21 protein-coding genes are annotated in these 26728 nt (G+C 56.4%); 12 read left to right on the forward strand and 9 right to left on the reverse strand.

Annotated elements, in window-relative coordinates; translation table 11 throughout:
* Positions 1-32 precede the first annotated feature (32 nt).
* The 4 genes from paaX to ACW17M_RS14735 all read right to left on the reverse strand — a co-directional run bounded on the left by paaX (position 33) and on the right by ACW17M_RS14735 (position 4082).
* Positions 33-959 carry a phenylacetic acid degradation operon negative regulatory protein PaaX gene (gene paaX / locus ACW17M_RS14720; protein ID WP_022521455.1) on the reverse strand — a complete coding sequence of 309 codons (927 nt, stop codon included), beginning with the start codon at positions 957-959 and terminating at the stop codon, positions 33-35.
* A gap of 434 nt (positions 960-1393) precedes the next feature.
* Positions 1394-1807, reverse strand: a complete 414-nt coding sequence (gene rnk, locus ACW17M_RS14725) for a nucleoside diphosphate kinase regulator (protein WP_022521456.1) — start codon at positions 1805-1807, stop codon at positions 1394-1396.
* A gap of 111 nt (positions 1808-1918) precedes the next feature.
* The gene (gene gdhA, locus ACW17M_RS14730) at positions 1919-3271 is read right to left on the reverse strand and encodes an NADP-specific glutamate dehydrogenase (RefSeq protein ID WP_457547709.1); all 1353 of its coding nucleotides are present in this window, start codon (positions 3269-3271) and stop codon (positions 1919-1921) included.
* 334 nt (positions 3272-3605) lie between these two features.
* A complete protein-coding gene (locus tag ACW17M_RS14735; RefSeq protein WP_457547710.1) occupies positions 3606-4082 on the reverse strand; it encodes an NYN domain-containing protein in 477 nt (158 codons plus the stop codon).
* Between the two features lie 289 nt (positions 4083-4371).
* On the opposite strand from ACW17M_RS14735, the gene ACW17M_RS14740 reads away from it, so the two are divergent.
* Genes ACW17M_RS14740 through ACW17M_RS14750 form a run of 3 tightly spaced genes read left to right on the forward strand, consistent with a single transcriptional unit; the run spans position 4372 to position 7906 of the window.
* Positions 4372-5169: an IclR family transcriptional regulator gene (locus ACW17M_RS14740; protein ID WP_457547711.1), complete on the forward strand. Its 798-nt coding sequence runs from the start codon at positions 4372-4374 to the stop codon at positions 5167-5169.
* Positions 5170-5175: 6 nt separating this feature from the next.
* Complete coding sequence (locus ACW17M_RS14745) at positions 5176-6465, forward strand: NAD(P)/FAD-dependent oxidoreductase (RefSeq protein WP_457547712.1); 1290 nt, start codon at positions 5176-5178, stop codon at positions 6463-6465.
* Between the two features lie 34 nt (positions 6466-6499).
* On the forward strand, positions 6500-7906 hold the full coding sequence (locus tag ACW17M_RS14750) for a Na+/H+ antiporter NhaC family protein (protein WP_022521461.1): 1407 nt from the start codon (positions 6500-6502) through the stop codon (positions 7904-7906).
* A 207-nt stretch (positions 7907-8113) separates the two neighbouring features.
* Here the strand turns inward: ACW17M_RS14750 and ACW17M_RS14755 are convergent, their stop codons facing one another.
* Both ACW17M_RS14755 and ACW17M_RS14760 read right to left on the reverse strand, forming a co-directional pair.
* On the reverse strand, positions 8114-8677 hold the full coding sequence (locus ACW17M_RS14755) for a flavin reductase family protein (protein ID WP_342584254.1): 564 nt from the start codon (positions 8675-8677) through the stop codon (positions 8114-8116).
* Between the two features lie 22 nt (positions 8678-8699).
* Positions 8700-9320 (reverse strand): LysE family translocator, encoded by a 621-nt coding sequence (locus ACW17M_RS14760; RefSeq protein WP_009286055.1) that lies wholly within the window; start codon positions 9318-9320, stop codon positions 8700-8702.
* Positions 9321-9650: 330 nt separating this feature from the next.
* Between ACW17M_RS14760 and ACW17M_RS14765 the strand changes: the two genes are divergently transcribed.
* The 8 genes from ACW17M_RS14765 to etfB all read left to right on the forward strand — a co-directional run bounded on the left by ACW17M_RS14765 (position 9651) and on the right by etfB (position 20673).
* On the forward strand, positions 9651-10934 hold the full coding sequence (locus tag ACW17M_RS14765; RefSeq protein ID WP_009286054.1) for an MFS transporter: 1284 nt from the start codon (positions 9651-9653) through the stop codon (positions 10932-10934).
* 296 nt (positions 10935-11230) lie between these two features.
* The gene (gene gbdR / locus ACW17M_RS14770) at positions 11231-12376 is read left to right on the forward strand and encodes a choline metabolism transcriptional regulator GbdR (RefSeq protein WP_027958330.1); all 1146 of its coding nucleotides are present in this window, start codon (positions 11231-11233) and stop codon (positions 12374-12376) included.
* A 234-nt stretch (positions 12377-12610) separates the two neighbouring features.
* The gene (locus ACW17M_RS14775; protein ID WP_009286052.1) at positions 12611-13588 is read left to right on the forward strand and encodes a dipeptidase; all 978 of its coding nucleotides are present in this window, start codon (positions 12611-12613) and stop codon (positions 13586-13588) included.
* A 179-nt stretch (positions 13589-13767) separates the two neighbouring features.
* Positions 13768-14313, forward strand: a complete 546-nt coding sequence (locus tag ACW17M_RS14780; protein ID WP_457547713.1) for a DUF5943 domain-containing protein — start codon at positions 13768-13770, stop codon at positions 14311-14313.
* A gap of 23 nt (positions 14314-14336) precedes the next feature.
* Positions 14337-16409, forward strand: a complete 2073-nt coding sequence (gene dgcA, locus ACW17M_RS14785) for a dimethylglycine demethylation protein DgcA (RefSeq protein WP_342584257.1) — start codon at positions 14337-14339, stop codon at positions 16407-16409.
* A gap of 148 nt (positions 16410-16557) precedes the next feature.
* Positions 16558-18561, forward strand: coding sequence for a (Fe-S)-binding protein (locus ACW17M_RS14790; RefSeq protein ID WP_342584258.1), 2004 nt, complete (start codon positions 16558-16560; stop codon positions 18559-18561).
* On the forward strand, positions 18558-19862 hold the full coding sequence (gene etfA, locus ACW17M_RS14795; protein WP_342584259.1) for an electron transfer flavoprotein subunit alpha: 1305 nt from the start codon (positions 18558-18560) through the stop codon (positions 19860-19862). The genes ACW17M_RS14790 and etfA overlap by 4 nt, the downstream gene beginning before the upstream one ends.
* Complete coding sequence (gene etfB, locus ACW17M_RS14800; RefSeq protein WP_342584260.1) at positions 19852-20673, forward strand: electron transfer flavoprotein subunit beta; 822 nt, start codon at positions 19852-19854, stop codon at positions 20671-20673. Before etfA ends, etfB begins: the two co-directional genes overlap by 11 nt.
* Before the next feature lie 61 nt (positions 20674-20734).
* Here the strand turns inward: etfB and ACW17M_RS14805 are convergent, their stop codons facing one another.
* The 3 genes from ACW17M_RS14805 to ACW17M_RS14815 all read right to left on the reverse strand — a co-directional run bounded on the left by ACW17M_RS14805 (position 20735) and on the right by ACW17M_RS14815 (position 25230).
* The gene (locus ACW17M_RS14805) at positions 20735-21622 is read right to left on the reverse strand and encodes a DMT family transporter (RefSeq protein WP_457547714.1); all 888 of its coding nucleotides are present in this window, start codon (positions 21620-21622) and stop codon (positions 20735-20737) included.
* 111 nt (positions 21623-21733) lie between these two features.
* The gene (locus ACW17M_RS14810; RefSeq protein ID WP_141440490.1) at positions 21734-23482 is read right to left on the reverse strand and encodes a sodium:solute symporter family protein; all 1749 of its coding nucleotides are present in this window, start codon (positions 23480-23482) and stop codon (positions 21734-21736) included.
* A gap of 167 nt (positions 23483-23649) precedes the next feature.
* On the reverse strand, positions 23650-25230 hold the full coding sequence (locus ACW17M_RS14815; protein ID WP_141440491.1) for a BCCT family transporter: 1581 nt from the start codon (positions 25228-25230) through the stop codon (positions 23650-23652).
* 243 nt (positions 25231-25473) lie between these two features.
* Between ACW17M_RS14815 and fdhA the strand changes: the two genes are divergently transcribed.
* Positions 25474-26664, forward strand: coding sequence for a formaldehyde dehydrogenase, glutathione-independent (gene fdhA, locus ACW17M_RS14820; RefSeq protein WP_027958322.1), 1191 nt, complete (start codon positions 25474-25476; stop codon positions 26662-26664).
* Positions 26665-26728 lie beyond the last annotated feature (64 nt).

Below are 26728 nucleotides of genomic sequence, written 5' to 3' on the forward strand. Positions count from 1 at the left end.
GTGACGACTGATTCATCGGGCTCGTTAGGCGTTCAATCCAGCCCGCCGAAGCGCTGGTAGAAGCTGGGGCCAGGGGCGGGTAGTGGGCCCTCGGCGGTTTCCAGATGTTGATCCAACCAGCGTTCTGCACGTTCGTAGAGCAAACGATAAAGGTTGCGGCAGAGCTGATGGGCGTAGCGTCCTTCCCACGCCGTGGGGAGTAGTTCTTCAGGCAGGAGGGGGTCGCGTAATTGAACCTTGCGATACTCGTGAATAAGCAAAGTTCGGGCAATGAAGCACTCTTCTTGGCCCAAATGGTTCTCTGTGTTGAGCGCGTTCCAAAGGGGGCGAAACTTAACCAGAAAACGTTGGTAGAGCTCGGCTAATTCGTCGAGGTTCCAGCTCTCTCTGACCTGGAGACGCAGCGGCTTACTGGTCATGGGCTCCATGGTCTGCGTTTGCATTACAATCGTATCGTCTGCTGCATCTAGTTCTTGCAAAGCCGCCATGGTCTCTGCACATGACAGCGTGGGATGCGCCAGCACACCCTGAGCAAAACTACCAAAGCCTAGCCATTCGAGCTCGTCACGAATCTGCTGGCGCCGGTCTGGGGGAAGCTGTGTCAGCAATACCAATGTCCACTGTCCCGACCAAGCTGGCTGGGTGCCGTGATAGACACGCTTGAAGGCTTGTTCGAAACGACGCCGACCAGGGCCACTCAACCGATAGTAGCTGCGACGACCAATCTTCTCTCCCCGTAGCCAGGTTTCATTGGTCAGCCGGTAAACCGATGTACGCACCAGCCGCTCATTGATACCGATGGGCTCCACCAGTTTCGATAGACTGCCTAACCAAACGGTACCGCCCCGCGGAACGATAGAGTCGCCATAGACGGTAATAATCAATGAACCGGCTCGAATTGGGCGACGCTTTTGGAAGTCATCAATAAGCGTAGCGACGCAGTCTTTAGCTGACGACATGGTGAAAGTTGGTTCCCTTTGCGGTGAGGTTGTCGCTAAAAACGACAGAAAATATGACGAATACAAAAGATTATCGTATCACGTTTTTTTGTCGTTTGGCCTGAGTCGATCCTCTCTTGATAGGAAGTCGCTGCGTCCACTTCCTGGCGTAAGGGCGCCTATGAGCGCTGTAATGCTTTGCCAATTCAGGTTTTAAGGTAACCGTCCAATGTGTACATTATCACTGGAAGAATTGTGAAAAGTACCATGGCTATGACTAATAGCAGGGACGGTGTGTTTAATGCGATAAAGAGCCGCTTAGTTATAGTCTTCCGAAGGGGGTATGTGAAAGCTGAGGGCGCCCTGAATAGGCCCTCTTTATGTGGATTAAGTGGGCGAAGAAAATAGCTGACTTAATCATGAGCTAGCGGAGCCAGCTCACTCTTTATCGCGACTTATCGGTGGAATTGCTTTTCGCGCTCGGGCTGCCAATAAATAGCATCGATGCGGAGTCGTGCTTCGGTATTGTTGGGTAACGGCCATTCGATGATGTCGCCCACTTTAAGGCCGATCAATGCAGCACCAATAGGTGCCATGACCGAAATGCCATCCGCAACGCTTTCCAGGGAGTGCGGATAGACCAAGGTGCGAATCATCTTAAGCCCGCGGGTGAGGTCGGTGAAGCGAACCTGGCTATTCATGCTGACCACGTCATCTGGAATATCCTCCGGATCACAGACTTCACCTCGTGCTAGCTCTTCCTCAAGTAGCTGAGCCACGGCCATGTCTTTCTCGGATGCATTGTCGATCAAGCGCTGGAGGCGTTCGGCATCAAGACGGTTAATAATAATAGCAGGACGTTGTCCCATGATTACTCTCCTTAGAAAGCAATAAGTTTAAACCAATAAAAAACAGCCCTTCCCAATAAAGGAAGGACTGCGTGCTTTTTATAGTATAAGCGATTTATAAAATAAAGACGATCAGGTGACCCCTTGTTCAATCATGGCATCAGCCACCTTTCTGAAACCTGCAATATTGGCGCCTAGTACCAAATTGGTTTTATCACCAAACTCTTCAGCTGTGTCGGCGCACTGGCGGTGAATATTGGCCATAATCTGTTTTAATTTTTGGTCGACTTTCTCCAGTGGCCACTGCTCCATGCTGCTATTTTGTGCCATTTCTAACTGACTGGTAGCAACGCCACCTGCATTGGCCGCCTTGCCGGGCCCATAGGCAGTTTTAGCGTCTAGAAAAAGGTCGACGGCCTCTTTGGTAGAAGGCATGTTGGCCCCTTCACTGATACACTTTATGCCATTAGCGAGCAGAATTTCCGCATCGCTTTCGGTCAGCTCATTCTGCGTCGCGCAGGGGAACGCAACATCGGCTTGAATACGCCATACGGCATTCCCGCCCTGAGGGTAGTCACGGGCAGAAATGTAGTGCGCGTCAGGGTGCTCATGTAAGTAGGCTTCTAAAGAGGTGCGCTGCACTTCTTTGAGCTGTTTGAGTAAGCCTAAATCAATACCGTTTTCATCGTGAATGGTGCCACGTGAATCGCTGCAGGTGACTGGTTTAGCACCCAGTTCGTATAGCTTCTCAATGGTATAGATGGCTACATTGCCAGCGCCGGAAACGAGGCAGGTCTTATCGCGCAGTTCTTCTCCGCGGGCAGCCAGCATGTTTTGTGCAAAGTACACCGCACCGTAGCCGGTGGCCTCTTTACGGCCTAGCGAGCCTCCCCAATTTAGCCCCTTACCTGTTAGCACGCCCTCATAGTGGCCAGTGAGTCGTTTGTACTGGCCAAAGAGATAGCCAATTTCACGCGTACCGACGCCGATATCGCCTGCAGGCACATCGCAGTGAGGACCAATATGGCGGTAGAGCTCGCTCATAAACGCCTGACAAAAGCGCATGATCTCGTTATCTGATTTTCCTTTGGGGTCAAAATCGGCGCCGCCTTTACCGCCGCCGATTGGCAAACCGGTTAACGCATTTTTGAAAATTTGCTCAAAGCCGAGAAATTTGATGGTGCCCGAGGTAACGCTGGGATGGAATCGTAAGCCACCCTTGTAAGGACCAAGGGCAGAGTTGAACTGAACGCGATAGCCTTTGTTGACCCGCACTTTCCCAGCATCATCTACCCAGCTTATCCGGAACATGATTTGTCGTTCGGGCTCGACTATTCGCTCAATAATGCTGTGGTGATGATAGTAATCACTTTGCTCAAGTAGCGGGCGCAGGCATTCGAGCACTTCTTCAGTGGCTTGATAAAATTCTGACTGTGCAGGGCTGCTTTTATTAAGGCGTGTCAGCGTATCGTGAACGTAGGGCATCGGAGCATATCATCATAGTTATTCAACAGAGTATTGGCTGGCCAGAGCGTTAGAATATTTAACTGGCAGCATGCTTCTGTGCATAGCCTATGCCGGTTCGGTATGGGCAAATATGATGGGGGGGTTAGACTAAAGTATGCGTTTGAAAGGTTCGCCTCGCTTATTTTCCACAATCTAATAAACGATGGATAAACGTTTTGAATTGGTTGATATTTTTGTATAGCGTCTAGATAGATGTGCTACCGGCCGGAAACCTGGTCAATCCCCATTTCTTCGCGGCAGCCTTCTATCGAAATAGCTATCAACAGCAGCGTAGACTCTTTTCGAATTATAATTAATTTAATAGAAGCCCTTTATCTATCGCTATAAACTCACTGGCCGCATTTATTAGCGATGCTGCCGTCAGTTGGGGAACGCCATAAACTTCGACTTTTTTGCCATGCTTAGCACGGATTTTTTGGACTAGTAGATCAAAATCACCATCGCCGGATACCAGCACGATCACATCTGCCTGTTCTGCGTACTCCATGGCGTCAAGCGCGATGCCTACATCCCAATCGCCTTTTGCGGAACCGTCTGACCGCTGAATAAAAGGCTTTAACTTCACCTCAAAACCAATCGCCCTGAGTATATTTTGAAACTCTCGCTGCTTTTGGTCACCTCGATCGATGGCATAGCAAACAGCTTTAATAACCTCTCTGTTAGCGGTTACTCGTGCCCAGAATTTGTTGTAATCAAAGTTTTTGCCATATGCTTCGCGCACGGTGTAATAGACGTTTTGAATATCAACAAATACGGCAACGGTGGTCATCAATTCGCCTTTTCAGGAACATATTAGAAGAAGCCGGGTTAGCTAACACCAGTCTAACACTCAGCCGGTTGTCGCCCTTCATCCGTTGGGCGCAAGGCTATAGAAGATCATTTTTGTACAATTATCGGTAGCTTTTGTATGAGTTTTTGATTTTGAATGTCGTCATATGTTGACCTATGCCAACCTCTACCTCGTATGCGCTAATGCGGCTTTGTCTCATTTAGTGAGATGAACTCGTGAATTTGTCTTGTTATGTTTTAGCTCACATAGACAAATAACGATAAACATAATGCCGGTAAATGAAAGCATCACCTCATCAGGCCCTACCACTCTCGTTCATGCCATGCAGATATTGCAGGTTACTGCACGTGGCGGCCACCGGGGTGCAAGTGTAGACGATTATCTGAATGAATTGAGTTTCAGCCGTCCTACTCTCTATCGGTTGTTAAAAGGCCTCAAGCAGCAGGGATTTTTACGTTCTTCTCCCATTCGTGGGCGTTACCTGCTGGGTTATGAGCTGCTGGTGCTTGGCGCCCAAGCGGGAAATGGTGCTGGGTTGCGTGATTTGGCCCGGCCAAGGTTGCTGACACTCGCGCAGCGCTGGGGAGACAGCTTCTATCTGTTCGCTCGCGATGGCGTCAATGCCGTTTGCCTGGAAGTGCAGAACGGCGCTTATCCCGTGGGCAGCTTCGTTAGGGCGACGGGTGGACGTTTGCCGCTAGGCGTTGGCCAAGCGTCGATTGCCTTACTTGCCTACCTGGGGGCTGATGAGCGAAGCGAAATACTCAACCATAACGCTGAGCGTCTGATAGACGAATACTCGATTGCCATCGCTGACATCGAAGCCGAAACTGCCCATCAACTGAAACATGGTTACGCCCGTGGAGTAGAAGGTTCTTTACTTCCGGAATACAGCGGCCTGGCCATTCCTATCCTCGATCATAGCGGCCACCCCCTGGGTGCCATGAGTTGTTCGATGCTCAAATCGCGTATGACGAAGCGCCATAAGCTGGACGTACTCCAAGGCATGCAGGAAGAAGTGGCTGCCATGGTCAATCAGGCCCATGGCCTGCTGTATCTGGATTAACTCTCTATGCCACACACTACGCACCCAAGCCATCAACGCCCTTGCGGCTGGAACGCTTGGCTAACCGAGCGCCAGCCGCGCCCCGCCTTAAGTGGTCAATCTGAGGCAGATGTCGTCATCATCGGGGCTGGTTATACCGGTTTTGCGGCAGCCTCGGCCTGGCAGCAGGCGCGCCCTGAAGACCGCATCAAAATCCTCGAAGCTGACCAGGTAGGTGAAGGGAGTCCAGGGCGTAACTCCGGCTTTATGCTGGAAATTGCTCTAGCCAACGATGCTCGCCCCGAAGAGCTTGAGCGCATGGAGAAGCTGAACGCGTTAAGCCGACAAACCATGGCGTTACTGCGCGAGCGTGTCGAACGCCTAGGCATTGACTGCCAACTCGAGCGTAGCGGCACCTATCGCGCTGCCCGTAGCACGATAGGTCAACGTGCCTTGAGCCAGTATGAGGAGTTTCTGAAAGCTGCCGGTCTGTCTTACCAGACCTTGAACGGCAGCCAACTCGCTGAGCGAATCGGTACGCGCTACTACACACAGGGTATTTATTCACCGGACTGCTATCTCGTCCAGCCTGCAGCATTGATTGTTGGCTTAGCGGATTCATTGGAAGCCGGCATCGAGCTGCATGAGCACTCGCCCGCGACTCAAATAGTGCCAGATGGCAAGAAGTGGCGCGTTACGACACCCGAAGGTGAAGTGACGGCTGGTCAGGTGATTCTGGCCAATAACGCTTTCTCTAGGGCTTTGGGTGCAGACAGTTCGCGGCTAACCGCTATTTATACCTATGCCGCTATTACCGATCCTTTACCGCAGCCCGAGCGCCAACGCATCGCCGAGACGACGTGGGGGCTGCTACCTGCACACCGCTTAGGTTGTACGCTGCGCACCACCGCTGACGGACGTTTGATGATCCGCTCGCGTTACAGCTATGAGCGCGAAGCGGATAACGCCCGTATCGAGGCCGAACTGAAAGCGAGCCTTGAGGCCCGCTACCCCGAACTTACCCCAGTGCGCTTCGACAAGGTTTGGGGAGGTACCACCGGGCTGACTTATAACGGCGCTCCGCTCTGGGGCGAGTTCCAGCCCGGATTATATGTATCAGCGGGGTGCAATGGCGGCGGTATCGTCAAGGGTACCTTTCTGGGTGATGCTTTGGCTCGCCACGCGCTCGGCCAGCCGGTCGAGAATATTGCGTCTTTATTCGGCAAAGCGAGCTGGATGCCGCCCGATCCCGTACGTCGGTTGGGTTTCTACCTGACCAGTGAAATGGAGCGCCGAAAGGCAAAAAACGAAACCTGACTCCACCCACCACTATAAAAAAAGAGAGATGACAATGGATCCTCAAGATCATATAGGGCTGCTGTCCGTCATGCCGGCGGCATTGGCCATCGTGCTGGCATTTGTCACCCGTAATACGGTTTTCTCGCTGGCTGTTGCTTGTTTCGTTGGGGTGATTACCCTGGGCAATGGATTGATGGGGTTTCCGACGCTGCTCAAGGAAACCCTGGGCACCACCAGCTTCTCCTGGATACTGCTGTTGGAGCTATTCATTGGCACGGTGATCGCTTTTTTCCAGCGCACCGGGGCGATTCAGAACTTTACCGCCTGGGTGGAACGTCGTGCCTTATCGCGGGTGCGGGTTCAATTGGTTGCCTGGGTGATGGGCATGTTCGTTTTTTTCAGCGACTACTTCAGCCCTCTGTTTGTCGGCAGCACTATGCGTGGACTGACGGATCGTTACCGGGTCTCGCGGGAAAAGCTGGCGTATATCGCTGACTCCACCTCGGCCCCGGTGAGTGTAATGGTGCCTATCACTGGTTGGGCAGTGTTTATCTCCGGTTTGTTGATCGGCATGGGCCCCATCGAAAATGCTGCCCAGGCGATGGGGGTATTCCTGCATGCCATACCTTTCAATCTCTATGCATGGCTATCGGTGTTGGTGGTCGGGCTGGTGATCGTGGGCGTCATTCCGCTCTTCGGGCCGATGCGTGAAGCTGAGCGTCGGGCTCAGGAAGAGGGCAAAGTGCTACGCGATGGGGCAGAACCGCTGGTGGGTGAGGAACTGACGGAAATTCCGCCTTATGAAGGAGCACGTACCAGCCTGTTTTGGAATTTTTTCGCCCCGGTACTGGTAGTAATCGGCGTTGCGGTGGGCACCTTTATCGTGATGGACTCGGCCAAGACCATGGAGGCATTTCTGGCGGCTTCCGTTTTTCTCGGTATCGTTATGCGCCTTCAGGGCATTCCCTTCAACGACATTATGAAAACCTCGATGGCGGGGATGAAGGGAGTAATGCCAGCCATTATCATTCTGGCGTTAGCCTACTCGTTGAATCAACTTTCCAAAGACATGGGCACGGCCAACTATATCGTCGAAGCCACCGCTGGCTGGCTAACACCTGCTTTGCTCCCGGCCATGACGTTCCTTATTGCCGCCGTTATCGCTTTTTCCACAGGCACTTCATGGGGCACTTTCGCTATCATGATGCCACTCGCCGTGCCGCTCGCCTTTAACTTTAGCGGCGATATGGTTACACCGCTGGTGTATGCCACAGTGGCCGCTGTGGCGGGGGGCGGTGTCTTTGGGGATCACTGCTCACCCTTATCGGATACCTCTGTGCTCGCCTCGACCGGGGCCGCCTCTGATCATATCGACCATATCAAAACGCAAATTCCCTTTGCGCTAGCCGTCGCCTTGCTTTCCCTGGCCATGTATCTGTTGCTCGGCCTTACCCTGTAACCCTCTCCGCCCTGCGATAACAGAGAGAAGGCGTTGTCGTAGGGCTAACACCAATTTGATACTATCCTGCCGGGCGGCGCATCACGATCATCAATATCCTTGGTCTGTCTACTGGTACGCAGCTGGATGCTATGGCAGCAAGTTAGTAAGTCGACCTAGCTGGCTAAATTAATAGAGAGGGAGTGGCGAAAGCCTCGATGGCAGTTCTTAAATAAGCATTGATGGCTTAAACAGTTCCGTACGGTCGATGGATCGACCCGACAGCATGAACTCTCCCATACCCCGGTAGTGCAGCGATGCTTCCTCATCTGCCGAAGGCGCTGCGTGGGCTTTAACGACCTCAAAAATAAACAGGTTGTAGCGTTCAATCATGGCGTCATCGTGCAAGCGGCACTCGAAAGACGCATAGCATTCCTCTATCCGTGGCGCCCCGACCTTTTCTGACTTGCCTGGGGTTAGCTCAAACGCTTTGAACTTGTCGATCTCGCTTCCTGAACAGTTACCGATACCCACGACCTTATCGACAAGTGATGCCGAAGGAATATTGATCACGCATTCACCGCTGTTGCACACCAGCGCATGGGAGTGATTCCCGGCATCAATAACGCAGCCTAGGAGTGAGGGGGAGAACGCCATGACCATGTGCCACCCCATGGTCATGATGTTGGTGTGTTGTTGCCATTGTGATGACACCAGCACAATGGGGCCAGGTTCAAGAAAGTGCCTGACGTTGGAAACAGGAAAGTCCTTCTTTGCTATCGGGTGTGGCATAAATAACCTCCGATTAGATTAGTTAGAAAGTCGGACGGCGCATTAAGGTCATCAATACCCCCGCGCCAATCAAACTACCGGCACCGCAGCGGTGTAGCAGGCGGCGAAACTTGGCGGTCATCAGCTGTCTGCTAGTGGTCGACAGCAGTGTGTAGCCGAGATCTGAGATGACACCGATCACAAGAAACGTAGCAAACAGAATCGCCAACTGGGGCGCCAGAGGTTGGGTTTGGTTAATAAACTGCGGCATGAATGCCATGAAGAATAGAATGCTTTTGGGGTTTAGCAGCGTCACCCAGAATGCTTTTGCGGTGCTTTGCTGAACGTTCACCCCAGAGGCTTCCAGGTCATTCAATTGGCCGGATTCACGCCACATCTTGATGCCTAGATAAAGCAGATAGAGAACCCCTAGCCATTTAACCATGGCGAATAGCTCCGCCGATGCCATCAGCAGCGCGCCTACGCCGGCAAAAGAAAGTGACATTGCCACTAGGTCACCCAAGAAAAAGCCAGGCAACATCGCCAGAGCAGCTTTGCGGCCTTGATTGATACCGGTCACTATCAGTAGAGCAACGGCGGGGCCGGGGGATGCGATGAACAAAAACGAAGCCAACACAAACGATAGCCAAAGCTCAATCGACATAGCGTTAATCTTCCTGTTGTTGAATTATTAACTTTATCTTGCCGTATAGTTGTAAGCCCTGGAACGCCGCGTGGCAATTATGTTCAGTGGTCATTCTCTCGCCTATGTGAGTGAGGGAAGATATGGCTGGTAGTCCTTGGTGGAGGCTTCCGTAAGCCTGAAAGCGGACATTCAACAAAGGCTGCCTGCTTAACTCCACTTATCGTTCTGATGATCACTGGAGATTACCCGCTACCTGTTCAAAATCTGCATTGCTCATCGCGGAAGTTGCGAAGACAATGCTCATAGCGACCTTGTATACATGCAGCCAATGGCAGTGGAGGACTCCGCATGAAAGCGTTGTCGAACATGGGGTTTGCCCTATTTGGAGCCGCGCTGGTGGCGATCAGTTACGGGCTTGCACGTTTTGCCTTTGGTCTGTTTGTACCTTCTATCAGTGCCGAGCTTTCGCTGACGTCTTACTTGGTCGGCATTATCGGGGCGCTGCCGTTTATTAGCTTTGTGCTTTCCACACTGGTCGCGCCGCTTGCCGCTGATCGGCTCGGTGCGCGCAACTTAGCCATTCTCTCAGGGTCTTTCGGTGTTGGCGGTTTAGCATTGATCAGCCAGTCGTCAGACGCGCTATCGCTTGGTATTGGTGTGTTTATCTGCGGGGTCTGCACTGGTTTAATGATGCCCGCGCTGACCGCTGCGATGCAGGCGCTGGTGAGCCGTGCAATGCATGGGCGCGTCAGCTCGATTATGAATGCCGGTACTAGCATCGGTATTATCGTGGCGGTACCGACCGTTGTGTTCTTGTCGGATGCATGGCGACTGACCTACACGATATTTGCTGCTCTTACCGCTATGGGGGTCGTGGCGGCATGGTACTTCATCCCTTCAGTGTCACGGGTCATTCCAGCTAATGCTGCACCACCACCGCCCATCACTAGGTCGCAATGGTCGCGCCTCATTCGGCTTACGATTTTTGCCTTCGCAATGGGCTTTGTATCTGCGCCGTACTGGCTTTTTGCTCCCGATCTGGCGGTTACCCTTGGCGCGCTCTCTCCAGGGCACACCGGTTGGCTATGGTTCGCGGTAGGTATCGCCGGGCTCGGCGGTGCCGTGATAAGTGATTTGGCCGACCGTAATAATCCACCCATCACCCAGGCGTTGATGTTGATGATGCTGTCTTCAAGCTTGGCGTTGCTGGCCGCTAGCCCTAGCCAATTAGCGCTGGCGATATTTTCCGCGATGGTTTTCGGTCTCGCTTACATGAGCTTAACGGGGCTGTACCTGATGACCGGCATCCGACTGCTGCCTGGGCGGTTATCGATGGGGCCGGTATTACCCTTTATGGCCTGCGCGCTTGGGCAGGCGGTGGGCTCGCCGGTGATTGGTGTGCTGGTCGACAGGCTTGGGTATGCGGATGCGTTTTCGATCTTTTCGGTGGTCGGCATCCTGGTCGCGGTGCTATCACCGCTTTATCCGGGCCACATCGACTATTTGACAGAAGAAGAGCCGCAACCGACAGAGGTTGAAGATACTGGCCTTCAGGCCGCTTACGATCATCAACTGCTGGATGAAAACGGTGACCCCATCAAACCTGTTGCTGAAGATGCCGAGGCCCCTTAGCTGAGTAAGCTACTAGCCAGCTTAGGCGCTTGGCGAGAGGCTGCATTGCATTATCCTCCGTGACCTTACAAAGGTTTCGGAAACGACCTCCAGTGTTGCATTTGCGACGGAGAGCCAAGTTCGCGCAATCGTTTTGTCGCTATCCGCCCTATTCGTGCCAATATACGACCAAAGAGCAATGCCACCCCTGAACTAGTGAGTATTCACGCTAGTAAAGGGAAACTAAAAGACGCCAGCGACGCCTACATACTAATAAGAAAAAAAAAGATGATTAAAAGGTGACGGAGGGTAAAACCATGACATCAAATCTAGCAAAAGACCCGGCAGCAAATACCAATCGTGCGGGCGAACCGCAAACCCTTGGTTTTCTACTATTAGATAATTTCACACTGATTTCCCTGGCGTCGGCGATAGAACCTTTACGGATGGCCAATCAACTGGCCGGTCGTGAGTTGTATCGCTGGTTTACCCTGACCCAAGACGGTCTGCCCGTACGCGCCAGCGATGGGCTGCAGGTGACTCCTGATGCCTCTATGCAGACCCCGCTCTCGCTTGAGTGGGTGGTCGTTTGTGGCGGGGTAGGTCCGCAGCACAGTGTTACCCGTGACCACATACGCTGGCTTCAGTCGCAGTCACGCCAGTTAAAACGATTAGGCTCGGTATGTACGGGCAGTTGGGCGCTAGGGCAGGCCGGATTGCTGGATCACTATGAAACCAGTGTGCACTGGGAGTGTCTGGCCTCCATGCAGGAAGCGTTCCCCAACGTTATTCTGACCCCGCACCTTTTCTCTATTGATCGTGATCGATTCACCGCTTCAGGCGGCACAGCGCCGCTCGATATGATGCTCAACCTGATTGCTCACGACCATGGGCGCGAGCTTTCGGCAGGCATTTCCGAGATGTTTATCTATGAACGCGTGCGTAACGAGCAGGATCAGCAGCGGGTACCTCTTAAGCACGTGCTGGGCACCACTCAGCCTAAGTTGTTAGAAATTGTGGCGTTGATGGAATCCAACCTTGAAGAGCCCATCGAGCTCGATGAACTGGCAAGCTATGTGAATGTTTCACGGCGCCAGTTGGAGCGGTTGTTCCAGCGCTATTTGCTTTGTTCACCGTCTCGCTATTACCTCAAGCTGCGTTTAGTGCGCGCTCGTCAGTTGCTCAAGCAAACGCCTCTGTCGATTATCGAGATTGCTTCTGTTTGCGGTTTTGTGTCCACGCCCCATTTTTCCAAGTGTTATCGTGAATATTTTGGTGTGCCGCCGAGAAATGAGCGCTTGGGTGTGCACGACCGCCAAGGAAATAACCAAACTAAGTCGACATCGTTAATTCAGCGATGGGGGGGCGAGCCTTACAAAAGTGAACCTCTTTCGAGTGCCCAGCAGGCGCTTGCCCATGCCCAGGGTGAGCCTACCTTTGCCAGCGTGCCGCTACTGAGCTGATAGGTACTTCGTCACCACTATTCCAAACCTGCTGCTTACCTCCGGGCAGCAGGTTTTTTAGTAGCCGCTATCATTAAAGTACTCCCCCTTCTTTGCAAAGGTCAGCGGATACACGGGTAGTTGTCGTGTTCACGACACGATGACGCTTTTGGAATTTCCGCCGTCGTTTCCAATAGCAGCTAAACCCAACGTCAGCGCTATGCTCGCTACATTAACCAATGTTGGAGCTTAGCTATGACCCCCTCTGAACTGCACAATGACGCTATCGTCATTGATGGCCTGATCATCGCCAAATGGAATCGTGAGCTACTTGAGGACATGCGTCGCGGCGGTCTTACCGCTGCCAACTGCACAGTCTCAGTGTGGGAAGGTTTTCAGGCCACGGTCGATAATATCGTCAAGTCCAACCAGTTGATGGCAGAGTGTAGTGACCTGGTGCGCCCTGTTCGCACCACCGCTGACATTACTCGCGCGAAAGAAGAGGGCAAGACCGGCATCATCTTCGGCTTCCAGAATGCCCATGCCTTTGAAGACCAAATTGGCTACGTTGAGATCTTCAAGCAGTTGGGCGTGGGTATCGTACAGATGTGCTACAACACCCAGAATCTGGTGGGTACCGGCTGCTACGAGCGTGACGGCGGCCTGTCTGGTTTTGGCCGCGAAATCGTTGCCGAGATGAACCGGGTTGGCATCATGTGCGACCTCTCTCACGTCGGTGCCAAGACCTCCGAAGAGGTCATTCTTGAGTCCAAAAAGCCCGTCTGCTACTCCCACTGCCTGCCCTCCGGCCTCAAAGAGCATCCGCGCAACAAATCTGATCAAGAGCTGAAGTTCATTGCCGACCACGGCGGTTTTGTGGGTGTCACCATGTTTGCGCCGTTCCTCAAAAAGGGTATCGACTCAACCATCGAAGACTACTGCGAGGCTATCGAGTACGTCATGAATATCGTCGGTGAGGACGCTATCGGCATCGGTACCGATTTCACCCAAGGGCATGGTCAAGAGTTTTTCGAGTGGTTGACCCATGACAAGGGCTACGCCCGTCGCCTCACTGACTTTGGCAAGATCATCAATCCCAAAGGAATTCGCACCATTGGGGAGTTCCCCAATCTCACCGAGGCACTCCTCAAGCGCGGCTTAAGTGAGACCCAGGTGCGCAAGATCATGGGCGAGAACTGGGTGCGTGTGCTTAAGGATGTATGGGGCGCCTGACTAAGCGCAGGCGGCTGTCTCCGAAGTGAGGGGCGCCGGGAGCATGCCGTAGAGGAGGTCCGACGCCAGGGATGGCGTCGGTAGCGTCCAGGGATGGATTCATAGCGCCTCCTCGTAGGCATGCTCCCGGGGTAGCCCCGTCGATAACCTGACATAACAACGATCCGAGGAATACAACCGTGACTAAACTGGCCCCCGCACTGCCCATCGAAGTGGATAGCGAAACAGGCGTCTGGACGACCGATGCGCTGCCTATGCTCTATGTGCCGCGGCACTTCTTTATCAATAACCATGTAGCCGTAGAAGAGGTGCTAGGTGCTGAGAAGTATGCCGAAATTCTCTATCACGCAGGTTACAAGAGCGCCTGGCACTGGTGTGAGAAAGAGGCCGAACTACACGGCATTAGCGGAGAGGCGGTCTTTGAGCACTACATGACGCGCCTCTCCCAGCGCGGTTGGGGGCTATTCATTACCGAACAGATTGATCTCGACACGGGTACTGCTCAAGTACGACTTGAGCACAGCGCTTTTGTTTACCAGCTTGGCAAGACCGGCAACAAGGAAGAGTACATGTTCACCGGTTGGTTCGCCGGTGCCATGGATCAAATCCTCGCTGCCCGCGGAAGTTCACTGCGTACCGTTGCTGAGCAGACGCAGAGTGCCGCCGAGCCTGGCTGTGATGTAGGCATCTTCGCCGTCCAGCCGCTGACCGACGCTGCCCGCTAACTGGGGTACGAGGAGAGACAAACATGGCATTCGACGCAATTTTCGAGCCGATAGAGATCGGTAAGCTGACCATCCGTAACCGTGTGGTCAGCACCGCTCACGCTGAGGTGCATGCCACCGACGGCGGTATGACCACTGAGCGTTACGTCAGGTACTATGAGGAGAAGGCCAAAGGTGGTTGTGGTCTATGTATTTGCGGTGGCTCATCGGTGGTGTCCATTGATAGCCCACAGGGCTGGTGGAGCTCGGTAAACCTGTCCACTGATCGCATTATTCCGCACTTTCAGAATTTGGCCGATGCTGTGCATAAGCATGGCGGCAAGATCATGATCCAGATTACCCATATGGGGCGCCGCTCCCGCTGGGACGGTTTCGACTGGTCGACCCTGGTATCCCCCTCCGGTATCCGCGAGCCGGTGCACCGCTCGACCTGTAAGACCATTGAGGAAGAAGAGATCTGGCGTATTGTCGGCGACTTTGCCCAGGCCGCGCGCCGGGCAAAGGAAGGGGGCCTCGACGGTGTTGAGCTCTCTGCCGTGCACCAGCATTTGATCGATCAGTTCTGGAGCCCACGGGTCAACAAGCGTGAGGACGAGTGGGGCGGTAGCTTCGAGAATCGTATGCGCTTCGGTATGGAAGTGCTTAAAGCCGTGCGTGCTGAAGTGGGCGACGACTTCTGCGTCGGCATGCGCATTTGCGGCGACGAGTTCCACCCGGACGGTCTTTCTCACGACGATATGAAGCAGATCGCCGCCCACTACGATGCCACCGGTATGGTGGACTTCTTCGGCGTTATCGGTTCTGGCTGCGACACTCACAACACCCTGGCCAACGTTATCCCTAATATGTCCTACCCGCCGGAGCCTTTCCTACACCTGGCGGCGGGGATCAAGGAAGTGGTGAACGTCCCGGTGATCCACGCCCAGAACATTAAAGACCCCAATCAGGCCCAGCGCATCCTCGAAGGGGGCTACGTAGACCTGGTGGGCATGACCCGGGCACATATTGCCGATCCTCACCTGATCGCCAAGATCAAGATGGGCCAGATCGATCAGATCAAGCAGTGCGTGGGCGCTAACTACTGCATCGACCGCCAGTACCAGGGCCTCGACGTGCTGTGCATTCAAAACGCCGCGACATCCCGGGAGTACATGGGGCTGCCGCATATCATCGAGAAAACCGAGGGCGCCAAACGCAAGGTCGTCGTGGTGGGCGGTGGCCCCGGCGGTATGGAGGCAGCGCGGGTAGCCGCTGAGCGCGGTCACGATGTCACACTATTTGAGGCCGCTGACGCCTTGGGTGGGCAGATTACGATTGCCGCCCAGGCGCCCCAGCGTGACCAGATTGCTGGTATCACCCGCTGGTTTCAGCTGGAGCTGGCGCGGCTAAAAGTCGACCTGCGTCTGGGCACCCGCGCCGATGAGGCGACGCTGCTCGACCTAAGCCCGGATATCGTGGTGCTTGCCACCGGTGGCCAGCCGTTCCTTAGCCAGCACCCCGAGTGGGGTTACTCGGAGAATGCCGAGGAGAGCTTGGTAGTCAGCACTTGGGATATTCTCTCAGGCAAAGTGGCGCCAGGTAAAAACGTGCTGATTTATGACGCCATCTGCGAATTCTCCGGCGTCTCGGCGGCGGATTTTCTCGCCGACAAGGGTGCCAAGGTGGAGATCGTCACCGACGATATCAAGCCCGGCGCGGCGGTGGGCGGCACCACCTTCCCCACCTACTACCGCAGCCTCTACGAGAAGGAGGTGATCATGTCCTCCGACCTGATGCTGCATAAGGTTTACCGCGAGGGCGACGGCCTGGTAGCGGTGCTTGAAAATGAGTACACCGGTGCTTTGGAAGAGCGCGTGGTCGATCAGGTGGTCGTTGAGAACGGTGTACGCCCTGATGAGGCGCTTTATTACGCACTTAAAGAGCAGTCCCGCAACAGAGGGCAGGTGGATCTGGAAGCACTCTATGCAATCCAGCCGCAGCCTTGTCTGAGCGAGTCAGGAGATGGTTTCCTGTTGTTCCGACTAGGCGACTGCACGGCACCGCGTAACACCCATGCGGCCATCTACGATGCCTTGCGAATCTGTAAGGACTTTTGACCTGAGCGAGAGCCGGGGCGCCGGGGGCAGGCCGTAGCGAGGGTCTTTTGACAAGGATGTCAAAAGTAGCGCCCAGGGATGGGTTTACAGCGCCCTCGCAGAGGTCTGCCGCCGGAGCAGCCCCGCCGCGAAAGAAAAGGTGAGTACCATGCTCGAAACGCTCTTGCCGATACTGATTTTTACTGCCCTGGCCCTGGCAGTAATCGGCGCTGTACGCCGTATACGCCTGTGGCGTCAGGGGCGCCCATCGCGGGTCAACCTGTTCAAGGGATTGGTGGCCCTGCCGCGCCGCTATTTGGTGGATCTTCACCATGTAGTGGGGCGTGACAAAATGATCTCCAACACCCACGTGGCCACCGCCGGTGGCTTCGTGGCCGCCGCCGTGCTGATGATCCTGGTGCACGGTCTGGGGATCGCCAATCCACTGCTAGGCGGATTACTGCTACTGGCGAGCACCTCCATGTTCGTCGGTAGCCTCTTCGTGGCGCGGCGGCGGCTTAACCCTCCAGCTCGGCTCTCCAAGGGCCCCTGGATGCGCTTGCCCAAGAGTCTGATGGCGTTCTCGATAGGCGTCTTCCTGATTACGCTGCCCACGGTAGGTCTGCTGCCCGAAGGTCTGCTTGAAGGGGGCAGTAGCTGGTTGCTGGCGCTGGTATTAGCGGGCGTCGTGGCCTGGGGCCTGGGGGAAATGTTTTTTGGCATGACCTGGGGCGGGCCCATGAAGCACGCCTTCGCTGGCGCCTTACATCTGGCTTTCCATCGCCGCGCCGAGCGCTTCTCCACGAAAAAAGGCGGCGCTGGCCGCTCAACGGGCCTTAAGGCGCTAAACCTGGAGGATGAAGCGGCGCCCCTCGGGGTAGAAAAGCCTGCCGACTTTACCTGGAACCAGTTGCTGGGCTTCGATGCCTGCGTACAGTGTGGTCGCTGCGAGGCAGTATGCCCGGCGTTTGCCGCCGGTCAGCCGCTCAACCCCAAGAAGCTGATCCAGGACATGGTGGTGGGTATGGCGGGGGGCAGCGATGCTGCCTATGCTGGCTCACCCTACCCCGGTAAGCCGGTAGGTGAACATGCAGGCTCTCCTCATGGGCCCATTGTGGCGCTGCAGGGGAAGGCCCTAGTCGACGCCGATACCCTGTGGTCGTGTACGACCTGCCGTGCCTGCGTGGAAGAGTGTCCGATGATGATTGAGCACGTGGATGCGATTGTCGATATGCGCCGCTACCTGACTCTGGAGCGTGGCAAAACGCCCAACAAAGGCGCCGAGGTGCTCGACAATTTGATCGCCACCGACAATCCCGGCGGTTTCGATCCTGGCTCGCGGCTCAACTGGGCGGCGGATCTTAACCTACCGCTCATGGCAGATCTTAAGCAGGTCGATGTGCTGTTGTGGCTGGGGGATGGCGCCTTTGATATGCGCAACCAGCGCACCTTGCGCGCACTGGTCAAAGTGCTGCGCGCCGCTGAAGTCGATTTTGCGGTGTTGGGTACCGAAGAGCGTGATAGCGGCGACGTGGCCCGGCGTCTGGGCGATGAGGCGACGTTTCAATCCCTGGCGAAGCGCAATATTGCCACTCTGGCTCAGTATCGCTTCTTGCAGATTGTTACCTGCGATCCCCACAGCTTTCATGTGCTGGGCAATGAGTATGGAGAGCTAGGCGGGCATTACGAGGTACGTCACCATAGTACCTTTATCGCCGAACTGTTTGATGCTGGTCGGTTGACCTTTGCCCCTTGGAAAGGCGGCAGCGTCACCTATCACGACCCGTGTTACCTGGGGCGCTATAACGGTGAATACGAAGCACCACGCAACGTGCTTAAGGCGCTGGGCATCGAGGTCAAGGAGATGGAACGCTCCGGCTTCCGCTCGCGCTGCTGCGGGGGCGGGGGCGGGGCACCGATTACCGATATTCCCGGTGAACGGCGGATTCCCGATATGCGCATGAACGACGTCAAGGAGAGCGGCGCCGAGCTGGTGGCGGTGGGCTGCCCGCAGTGTACTGCCATGCTGGAAGGCGTGGTGGATGCCAGCGCCGAAGTGCGCGATATCGCCGAACTGGTGGCCGATGCGCTGGTTGAGCGTTCCGCTGACGATGTGACCGGCGCATCCCGCCGAACCACTGCATCGACGACTGCTGAAGAGGTGATCGTATGAGTGAGATTATTCGCCGCGACCCACGTCGTGAGTGGATCGCCCGAAATCGTCTGCACCCCGACAACGCCGCGGTGCTGGCCGCCCTGGGTGTAAACAGGGGCGGCGGAGCGGTCAGCGAATGGATGGGCCCCAACGGCGTGGTGCGCAAGGATCCTCGTGCCATCGGCTTTATCGGTCCCAATGGCGTCAAACGGATTGATCGTAGTGGCCTCCAACAAGGGGGGCAGGCCACAGCGACCACCACGGCGGCTCGCGATAGCCGCCGCACGGTGACCATTGATCAGCCCGCCTTCCTGGTGGCCGTGGTGCCCGACCTGACCGGCGGGCGTCTCTCCGGACATGACAAGGATCTGCTGGGCCTGGCCCGGCGTGTGGCGGATGCCGACGCCGAACAGCCCGGCGCTGTGGTGGCGATCCTATTTGGTGAGTATAAGGGCGAGGGTGGCGGCGAGCTTAAGGAGCAGACGCTGGGCGAAGCCGGTATCGATCGCGTCGTGCATCTTGATGATGAGTTTTACGCAGGGTTTGCCCCTGAAGCGCGTCTGGCGGCTTTAAGCGCCGTCGAGCGGGAGATGACGCCGCGCTTCTGGCTATTGCCAGATTCACCCCTGGGCGGAGCCGATCTGGGGCGGCGGCTTGCATTACGCCTGGGTGAACGCGCTGCCACGGGGGTGTGGCAGGTGGAAGCTGATAATGAGGCCTCTTTGGGTTGGCGCTGTACGGCCCGTGGCGGCGCTGGGAGCCTGGATATCCAGCGCCATCTGCCGCGGGTTGCCCTGGCGCTGGCCGAGTGCGCCGAGCCGGTGGATGAGACCCGGCATGCGGCCGAGCACCTGACTCTGGCAGCGTCAATTCCCACCACTTTATCGCGCATTGAAGATCTGGGGCAGGTGGCGGTGGATCCCGCCGGTGTGGCGCTGGCCGAGGCTGAGTTCATCCTCTCCGGTGGCAACGGCGTCAAGCAGTGGGACGCCTTCCACCATGCTGCGAAAGTCCTCGGCGCTACCGAAGGGGCCTCGCGTGTCGCGGTAGACGACGGCTTTATGGCCCGCGATCGCCAGGTGGGCGCTACCGGCACCTGGGTAACCGCCCGAGTTTATATGGCGGTGGGTATTTCAGGCGCTATCCAGCACCTGCAGGGCATTCAGCGCTGCGACAAGGTGGTGGCGATCAATCTCGATCCGGGGTGCGACATCATCAAGCGCGCCGACCTGGCGGTGATTGGTGACAGCACGCAAATTCTGGCCGCGCTAGTGGCCATGGTGGAACAGCAGCGGGGAGGGCAGCGCGATGCAGCCTGATCTACACCAAAAGCAACAACAGGGAATCGACGTGGCGGTGCTGGTCTCCATCGGCCGTCACCCTACCACCGGCCGTGCGAGGCGTGCTGAACAGGACGCACGGGGCCTGGAGCTTGCGCTGGCCATAGAGGCCGAGCTGCCGGGCACCCGGATCAGCATGCTCCACGCGGGTTCCCAGGACGATAGCAGCGAAGCAGCTCTGCGTGGCTACCTGGGCATGGGGCTCAAGTCCATGACCCTGCTCGAGCAGCCTGAGGGCAGCGATGCCATTCTGGCCCTGGCGAAACACCTGGCCGCAACCTCTCCTCAGCTAGTGATCACCGGCGCCCGCGCAGAGCGCGGTGAAGGCTCTGGGCTTTTGCCCTATGCGTTGGCAGAACATCTCGGCTGGCCATTGGTTAATAGTTTGGCGTCGGTAGAAAAAGTGGAAAATGGCGTGGTAACGCTGCTTCAGGCGTTGCCAAGGGGCCAGCGTCGCCGTCTCAAGGTGCGCTTGCCCGCCATCATCAGCGTGGATGAAGCAGCGCCGGTGGCGCGCCAGAGTGCCTTCGGCCCGGCGCGTCGCGCCACCTTTGCGATCACACCCACTACCCCTGAAGCCGACAGCGAGCTGGCCCAGTGGCATCTGTCCCCTGCACGTAAACGGCCTAAGCGTCTGAAAATTGTCAAAGCCGCTTCGGCCAGGGATCGCTTCAAGGCGGCAGCTTCCAAGTCGGAGGGCAAAGGCGGGCAGGTGCTCACCGATGTGTCCCCCGAACAGGGCGCCGAGGCGATCTACAAGCTGCTCAAGGAGGAGGATGTGCTGCGCTGAACTAGCCTGCGCATCACGCCGCTAATCATCACTCAAGCCCACCTTTTTCAGGTGGGTTTTTCTATTGACCGGTAAAGCCCGGATAAAGCCGCAGGCGCTGTCTTTCCAGACGCAAGCCTATCCAGGCATGCACTACCAGCACCAGGATAACCACACCACCACCGAGTAGCGTCGAGGTCGTGGGGGTTTCACCTAATAACCACCACACCCACAGCGTGCCCAAAGCAGTTTCAACCAGATAGAACAGCGCCACTTCCGTCGACGGCAGGTAACGGGTGGCGCTGTTGATCAGCACCGTGGCCAAGGGCATCTGCACCAGCCCCATCAGCGCCAGTACGCCATAACGCTGGGCATCCAGATCCAGCGGCGAGGCCATGGGTAGGGCAACCGCCGCGGAGAGCAGCCCGCCACCGGCAATCACCGTCATAGGGTCAATGGCTGGAAAGCGGCGCAGCAGGGTCAGGTTGCCACCGATAGCTGCCGCGGCCGCCAAGGCATACAGGTTGCCTACCAGCATCCCCATGGCCCCCTCGCCCATGAACACCAAACCCATGCCCAGCATGCAGACAGCAATGGCCACCAGCGTACGCAGCGCGACGTTTTCGCCCAGGAAAATCCGCGAAAACAGCGCCGCAAACAGCGGCGCGGTGCTCAGGATTACCACCACGTTGGCCACGTTAGCGTTCATGACCGCCAGCACAAAAAGGCTGGAGATCAGACCCAGCAGTATGGCGGAGGCTAGCGAGGAAAAGGGGTTGCTCCTCAGCGTCGCCAATCGCTTGCCAACACTACACAGCACCCCGAGCACGCAGAACATTAATATTCCGCGCCAGAATACGATGGTCCAGCCATCCGTATCGGACAAGCGTATCAACAGACCGTCGAAGCTGAGGCATACCACACCGAGTATCACGATAAGCAGGCCGCGCTGGTACGAACTTAGCTGCATGATCCTGTCTCCTGGTCAGCAAAAAAACTAACCGCCCGCCGGGTAGGCGAGCGGTTGAGTGGTTAGTAGCAGGCCAATGATCGTTGGCCCACTCGGGTTGGGTCTCGGCGCTTAACGATTGTCCGCCATGACCGTGCTCGCCGTGGCGGCTTGCTGATGAGGACGAACCAGCCAGTAGCCTACGGCCCCGGCGATAAACAGCATGCTGCCGCAACCTATCGCCAGCAGGTAAGCTCCTTGAACCGCACCGGATGAGAGCGCGAAGCGCTCGGCAAATCCGGCTAACGTCGCCGCGTACTGTTGCCACAAAAACAGCCCGATGGCGGCCCCAGAGAGCATGGTGCATATCGCGATCCAACGGGTGCCAGATACCCAACCGCTTACCGCGCTGGTATCAAACTCATGCAGGAAAGCTCGGTACGCTGTCTCGGCCTGACTCACGAGTGTCATTTTTGATGCCAAGACGATCGCCGCCAGCGCCATCAGCGTACTCAGCAGCACCGGGTGCAGATAAACGGGCAGACTGAGCCACTCGGCCTGCACCATCAACGAGAGAGCGACATTGCCGACAAAGCCTACGGCCAAGCCCCAGCTAGCGCCCGCGGCGGTGATCCGCCGACTCCAGATGCTCATTAATGCAACCGGACCCCAGGAGGAGGCAAACAGGGTGGCAGCAAACCACACCACCGACATCACCGCCGGCGGTTGGAATAGCGCGAGCAGCAGTGCTATCAGGCCCGCGCCGAGCACCGCCATACGGCTTTTGCGCATGGCTGATTTCTCGTCGGTTGAGGCGGGCAGGATATCGTTGGAGAGGCTAAAGCCAATGATCGACAGAAACGTCGAGCAGGACGAGAGCCCAGCGGCGAACACGCCAGTGAGAATGACCACCCCAAGCCAGGTAGGCAGCACGTTGAGGGCCACCCATATCATGGAGCGTTCAGGGTCGAGCTGCGGGTCATAAAGGTTGATCGCCGCGCCAGTCATCATCATTAGAGCGTAGAAAACGGCAAGTGCCACGGCGGTCAGCATGGCCGAGCGCATCACGACATGCTCGTTGCGGGCCATCAGGTAGCGGCTGGATTGCCAGGGGCTCGCCGCCAGCACCGCCGCCCAGACTAGGCCCAGCGTCAGGCCCCAGATCAGCGCCTCGCCGGGGGAGGAGAAGCTGGCCTCCGGCCCTTCGATCACCCCATGCCACAGCGCGATGCCGGGCTTGTCGGTCTGGCTTAACAGGCCTTCAACGACCCCGCTCCAGCCGCCCAAATCCTGGATCACGTAGAGCGACCCACCTACCGCCGCCAGCGAGAAGATCACAAACATGATGGTGTCGGTCAGCATGACCCCCGGTGAGCCGGAGTAGAGGATGAAACCGGTATAGGTCGCCCACACCAGCACGAGGCCCACCCAGTAGGGCATGCCGGTCAATTCCGAAAACATGATGCCCGCGCCCTGCATTACGCCCAGCAGGTAAGCGCCCAGACCGATGATCGTGGTGAGTCCGGCAATGGCCTGCACCCGACGCGAGGCAAAGCGTTTGCCGAAAAACTCCGGCACGGTACGCGCCCCGCTGCGGCGCAGGTAGCGGCCGAACACCAGCGCGCCCAGCAGGCAGCCTGAGGTGCTCACCGCCGCAAAGATCAACATGACAAACGGATAGCCCTGATAGGCAAAACCCGTCTCGCCGAGAAAGGCGCTGGTGCTTAAGTAGCTGGCCACCAGCGTGCCCAGGATAAAGAAGGTGGGCGCATTGCGACCGGCGACCAGATAGTCATCCAGGCCCTTGACGCGCCGCCCAGCCAGATGCCCGATAACAAAATAGCCGACCAGACTCAGCAGTATTGCGATGGTGTAGATCATTGAAATAGCCGTGGAGTTGTTGATGTTGTTTAGCTATGGTGCAGCGCTTAGCCTGCTTGCTCATTGCCATTAGCGGCATCCAGTGCCGGAATCACGACACAATATCCGCAAACCAAAAGGGGCGCCATGGCAATGGCGCCCCCGAAAGCAACAGATGCTTGATTTGGTTAACTGGCGATTTTTGGCACTGCGTTGATCTGCTGCCACTCCTTGTGAAGCCCTTTGTAGAGGCTGAAACACATCAGCAAGAGAACCAACGTAAAGGGCAGCCCCGTAGCCACTGCGCCCGCCTGCAGTGCGCTAAGTGCGGTGCTTCCGCCGCCATACAGCAGCACGCCGGCAATCACGCCTTCAAGCGTTGCCCAGAATACCCGCTGACCCTTGGGGGCATCGGTCTTGCCACCTGCGGTGATATTGTCGATGACTAGCGAGCCGGAGTCTGACGAGGTAATAAAGAACACCAGCACCAGAATAATCGCCAGCGTTGACGTGATGCTGGTCAGGGGGAGCTGTTCCAGCATATGGAACATGGCAAGCGAAACGTCGCCAATGCCGTTAGCCAGTTCTCCTACGCCGTTTGCAGCCTGGAAAAGTGCCGTGCCGCCAAAGGCGCTCATCCAGACCAGTGTGACCAGCGTGGGTATCAGCAGTACGGCGATCAGGAACTCACGAACCGTGCGACCCCGCGATACACGAGCGATGAACATGCCGACGAACGGAGACCAGGAGATCCACCAAGCCCAATAGAAGACGGTCCAGCCGTGGTACCAAGTGTCATCATCGCGGCCAATCCAGTTCGACAACGGCAGTAGGTGGCTCACGTAGTCCAGCGCCGTGGTGCCAATCCCCGTCAGAATCATCAGTGTCGGCCCCGCCACAATCACAAACAGCAGCAGCACCGCCGCGATGACCATGTTGATATTCGAGAACAGCTTAACGCCACCGTCGATACCCCGCCATACCGAGATCAGCGCAATTACCGTGACTACCACGATAATTGCCAGCTGGGTACCGATGGTATTAGGAACATCGAACAGATAGGCGAGGCCGCCAGCTGCCTGGGTAGCGCCAAACCCAAGTGAGGTAGCCAAGCCAAAAATGGTGGCCAGCACGGCAAGAATATCGATGATATGACCTGCCCAGCCACGCGTTCGCTCGCCTAAGATGGGGTAGAAAGCGGAGCGCAGCGTCAGCGGCAAGCCCTTGTTATAGGAAAAGAATGCCAGCGAGAGTGCCACCACGCCATAAATGGCCCAGGGGTGCAGTCCCCAGTGGAACATCGTCGCCCCCATGGCGGCGCTGGCGCCCTCCGGCGTCCCCGCCGGTGCATTCAAGGGCGTCCCATACCAGTCGGTGTAGTAGGCTACGGGCTCAGCAACGCTCCAGAACATCAGACCGATGCCCATGCCCGCCGCAAACAGCATGGCGAACCAGGAGGTGCGCGAGTATTCCGGTTTTGCATCCTTGCCGCCTAGCCGAATCCGCCCGAGTGGCAGGCAGATCAGTACAAGGCAAAACACCACAAAAATATTGCCAGCAATCATAAACAGCCAGTCGAAGTGTTCGATCGACCAGTTTTTGGCAAGCCCTAAGTGAGTATTAGCAGCATCTGGATAGACCAGCGCGTAGATAATAAACAGTAGGATGGCTAGAGCAGAAAGCGGAAAAACGGGGTTATGAAAGTCCAACCCCAATATCTGGGTATTGTCCTGTCCAGGCGACAGAACCGGGTCGTCGTTGTTTTTCATTGGGTTTCCTTGGTGGCTCTTATTAGACGTAGGCGGTGCCTTACATTGCCGACGCTATGAATTGTTGAGCCTGTTGCAAAGGAGGAGTGTCGTGAAAGCGACCTCTATCTATCCATCTTGGTTAGGATGTCTTGAATAGATATGTGAGTGCCTTTTTGGGGTAAGTCCCAAGGCGCGGAGGGGATAGGGTGGGATAGCGCAATCAACCATCATGAACAGAACAATAAGCCACAGGAGCCAGCCATGAATGCAGCCAACCGCGGAGTGGTCTACAAGGGGCCGGGCGAGGTCGCCGTCGAGTCCATCGCTTATCCTGAACTCGCCATCGGCAATCGCAAGTGCGATCACGGCGTGATTCTCAAGGTAGTCACCACTAATATTTGTGGCAGCGACCAGCATATGGTGCGGGGCCGTACCACTGCACCGTCCGGTCTGGTACTCGGCCACGAAATCACCGGCCTGGTAGTTGAATGCGGCCGCGACGTTGAATTTATTCAGCAGGGTGATCTGGTCTCGGTACCGTTCAATATTGCCTGCGGTCGCTGCCGTAATTGTAAAGAAGGTCGTACCGGCATCTGCCTTAACGTCAATCCAGCTCGTCCTGGCGCCGCCTACGGCTACGTGGATATGGGCGGCTGGGTCGGCGGCCAGACCGAATATGTCATGGTTCCCTATGCCGATTTTAACCTGCTGAAGTTCCCGGATGCCGATCAGGCCATGGAGAAGATCAAGGATCTGACCCTGCTCTCCGATATCTTCCCCACTGGGTTCCACGGCTGCGTTACTGCCGGTGTCGGCCCTGGCAGCACTGTCTATATTGCCGGTGCTGGGCCCGTAGGTCTGGCGGCCGCGGTTTCCGCTCAGTTGCTGGGGGCGGCCTGCGTGATCGTTGGCGATATGGTCGAAGAGCGTCTTGCCCAGGCACGCAGCTTTGGTTGCGAGACCATCGACCTGACCCAGGACGGCGACATGGCCGATAAGATCGAGGTGATCCTCGGTGAGCGTGAGGTCGACGCCTTTGTCGACTGCGTCGGTTTCGAAGCCCACGCCTGTGGCTGCAACCACGGCAAAGAAGCGCCCGCGACCGTGCTGAATTCGGCGATGTCGTTGACCCGTGCAGGTGGTCAGATCGGTATTCCGGGCCTCTATGTGACCGAAGACCCGGGTGCGGAGGACGAGGCCGCCAAGCAGGGGGCTCTGAGCATGCGCTTTGGTCTTGGCTGGGCCAAGTCTCACAGTTTCCATACTGGACAGTGCCCGGTGATGAAGTACCATCGACCACTGATGCAGGCTATTCTGTTTGGCAAGGTCAATATTGCCGATGCGGTGAATGTCCAGATGATCACTCTGGATCAGGCACCCCAGGGCTACGCCGACTTCGATGGCGGCGCTGCTAAGAAATTCGTCATTGACCCCCATGGCAGCGTGGCTTAATAACTTATTTAATATGTACTAAGTAACAAGGCCTGAGCAACAAGACCTGATCCCTGCCTGAGGG

The sequence above is a fragment of the Vreelandella sp. 2A-K22 genome (assembly GCF_054065485.1).

Coding starts and splice junctions, on each gene's coding strand:
- paaX (WP_022521455.1), bottom strand. CDS start 959: ATGTCGTCAGCTAAAGACTGCGTCGCTACGCTTATTGATGACTTCCAA.
- rnk (WP_022521456.1), bottom strand. CDS start 1,807: ATGGGACAACGTCCTGCTATTATTATTAACCGTCTTGATGCCGAACGC.
- gdhA (WP_457547709.1), bottom strand. CDS start 3,271: ATGCCCTACGTTCACGATACGCTGACACGCCTTAATAAAAGCAGCCCT.
- ACW17M_RS14735 (WP_457547710.1), bottom strand. CDS start 4,082: ATGACCACCGTTGCCGTATTTGTTGATATTCAAAACGTCTATTACACC.
- ACW17M_RS14740 (WP_457547711.1), top strand. CDS start 4,372: ATGCCGGTAAATGAAAGCATCACCTCATCAGGCCCTACCACTCTCGTT.
- ACW17M_RS14745 (WP_457547712.1), top strand. CDS start 5,176: ATGCCACACACTACGCACCCAAGCCATCAACGCCCTTGCGGCTGGAAC.
- ACW17M_RS14750 (WP_022521461.1), top strand. CDS start 6,500: ATGGATCCTCAAGATCATATAGGGCTGCTGTCCGTCATGCCGGCGGCA.
- ACW17M_RS14755 (WP_342584254.1), bottom strand. CDS start 8,677: ATGCCACACCCGATAGCAAAGAAGGACTTTCCTGTTTCCAACGTCAGG.
- ACW17M_RS14760 (WP_009286055.1), bottom strand. CDS start 9,320: ATGTCGATTGAGCTTTGGCTATCGTTTGTGTTGGCTTCGTTTTTGTTC.
- ACW17M_RS14765 (WP_009286054.1), top strand. CDS start 9,651: ATGAAAGCGTTGTCGAACATGGGGTTTGCCCTATTTGGAGCCGCGCTG.
- gbdR (WP_027958330.1), top strand. CDS start 11,231: ATGACATCAAATCTAGCAAAAGACCCGGCAGCAAATACCAATCGTGCG.
- ACW17M_RS14775 (WP_009286052.1), top strand. CDS start 12,611: ATGACCCCCTCTGAACTGCACAATGACGCTATCGTCATTGATGGCCTG.
- dgcA (WP_342584257.1), top strand. CDS start 14,337: ATGGCATTCGACGCAATTTTCGAGCCGATAGAGATCGGTAAGCTGACC.
- ACW17M_RS14790 (WP_342584258.1), top strand. CDS start 16,558: ATGCTCGAAACGCTCTTGCCGATACTGATTTTTACTGCCCTGGCCCTG.
- etfA (WP_342584259.1), top strand. CDS start 18,558: ATGAGTGAGATTATTCGCCGCGACCCACGTCGTGAGTGGATCGCCCGA.
- etfB (WP_342584260.1), top strand. CDS start 19,852: ATGCAGCCTGATCTACACCAAAAGCAACAACAGGGAATCGACGTGGCG.
- ACW17M_RS14805 (WP_457547714.1), bottom strand. CDS start 21,622: ATGCAGCTAAGTTCGTACCAGCGCGGCCTGCTTATCGTGATACTCGGT.
- ACW17M_RS14810 (WP_141440490.1), bottom strand. CDS start 23,482: ATGATCTACACCATCGCAATACTGCTGAGTCTGGTCGGCTATTTTGTT.
- ACW17M_RS14815 (WP_141440491.1), bottom strand. CDS start 25,230: ATGAAAAACAACGACGACCCGGTTCTGTCGCCTGGACAGGACAATACC.
- fdhA (WP_027958322.1), top strand. CDS start 25,474: ATGAATGCAGCCAACCGCGGAGTGGTCTACAAGGGGCCGGGCGAGGTC.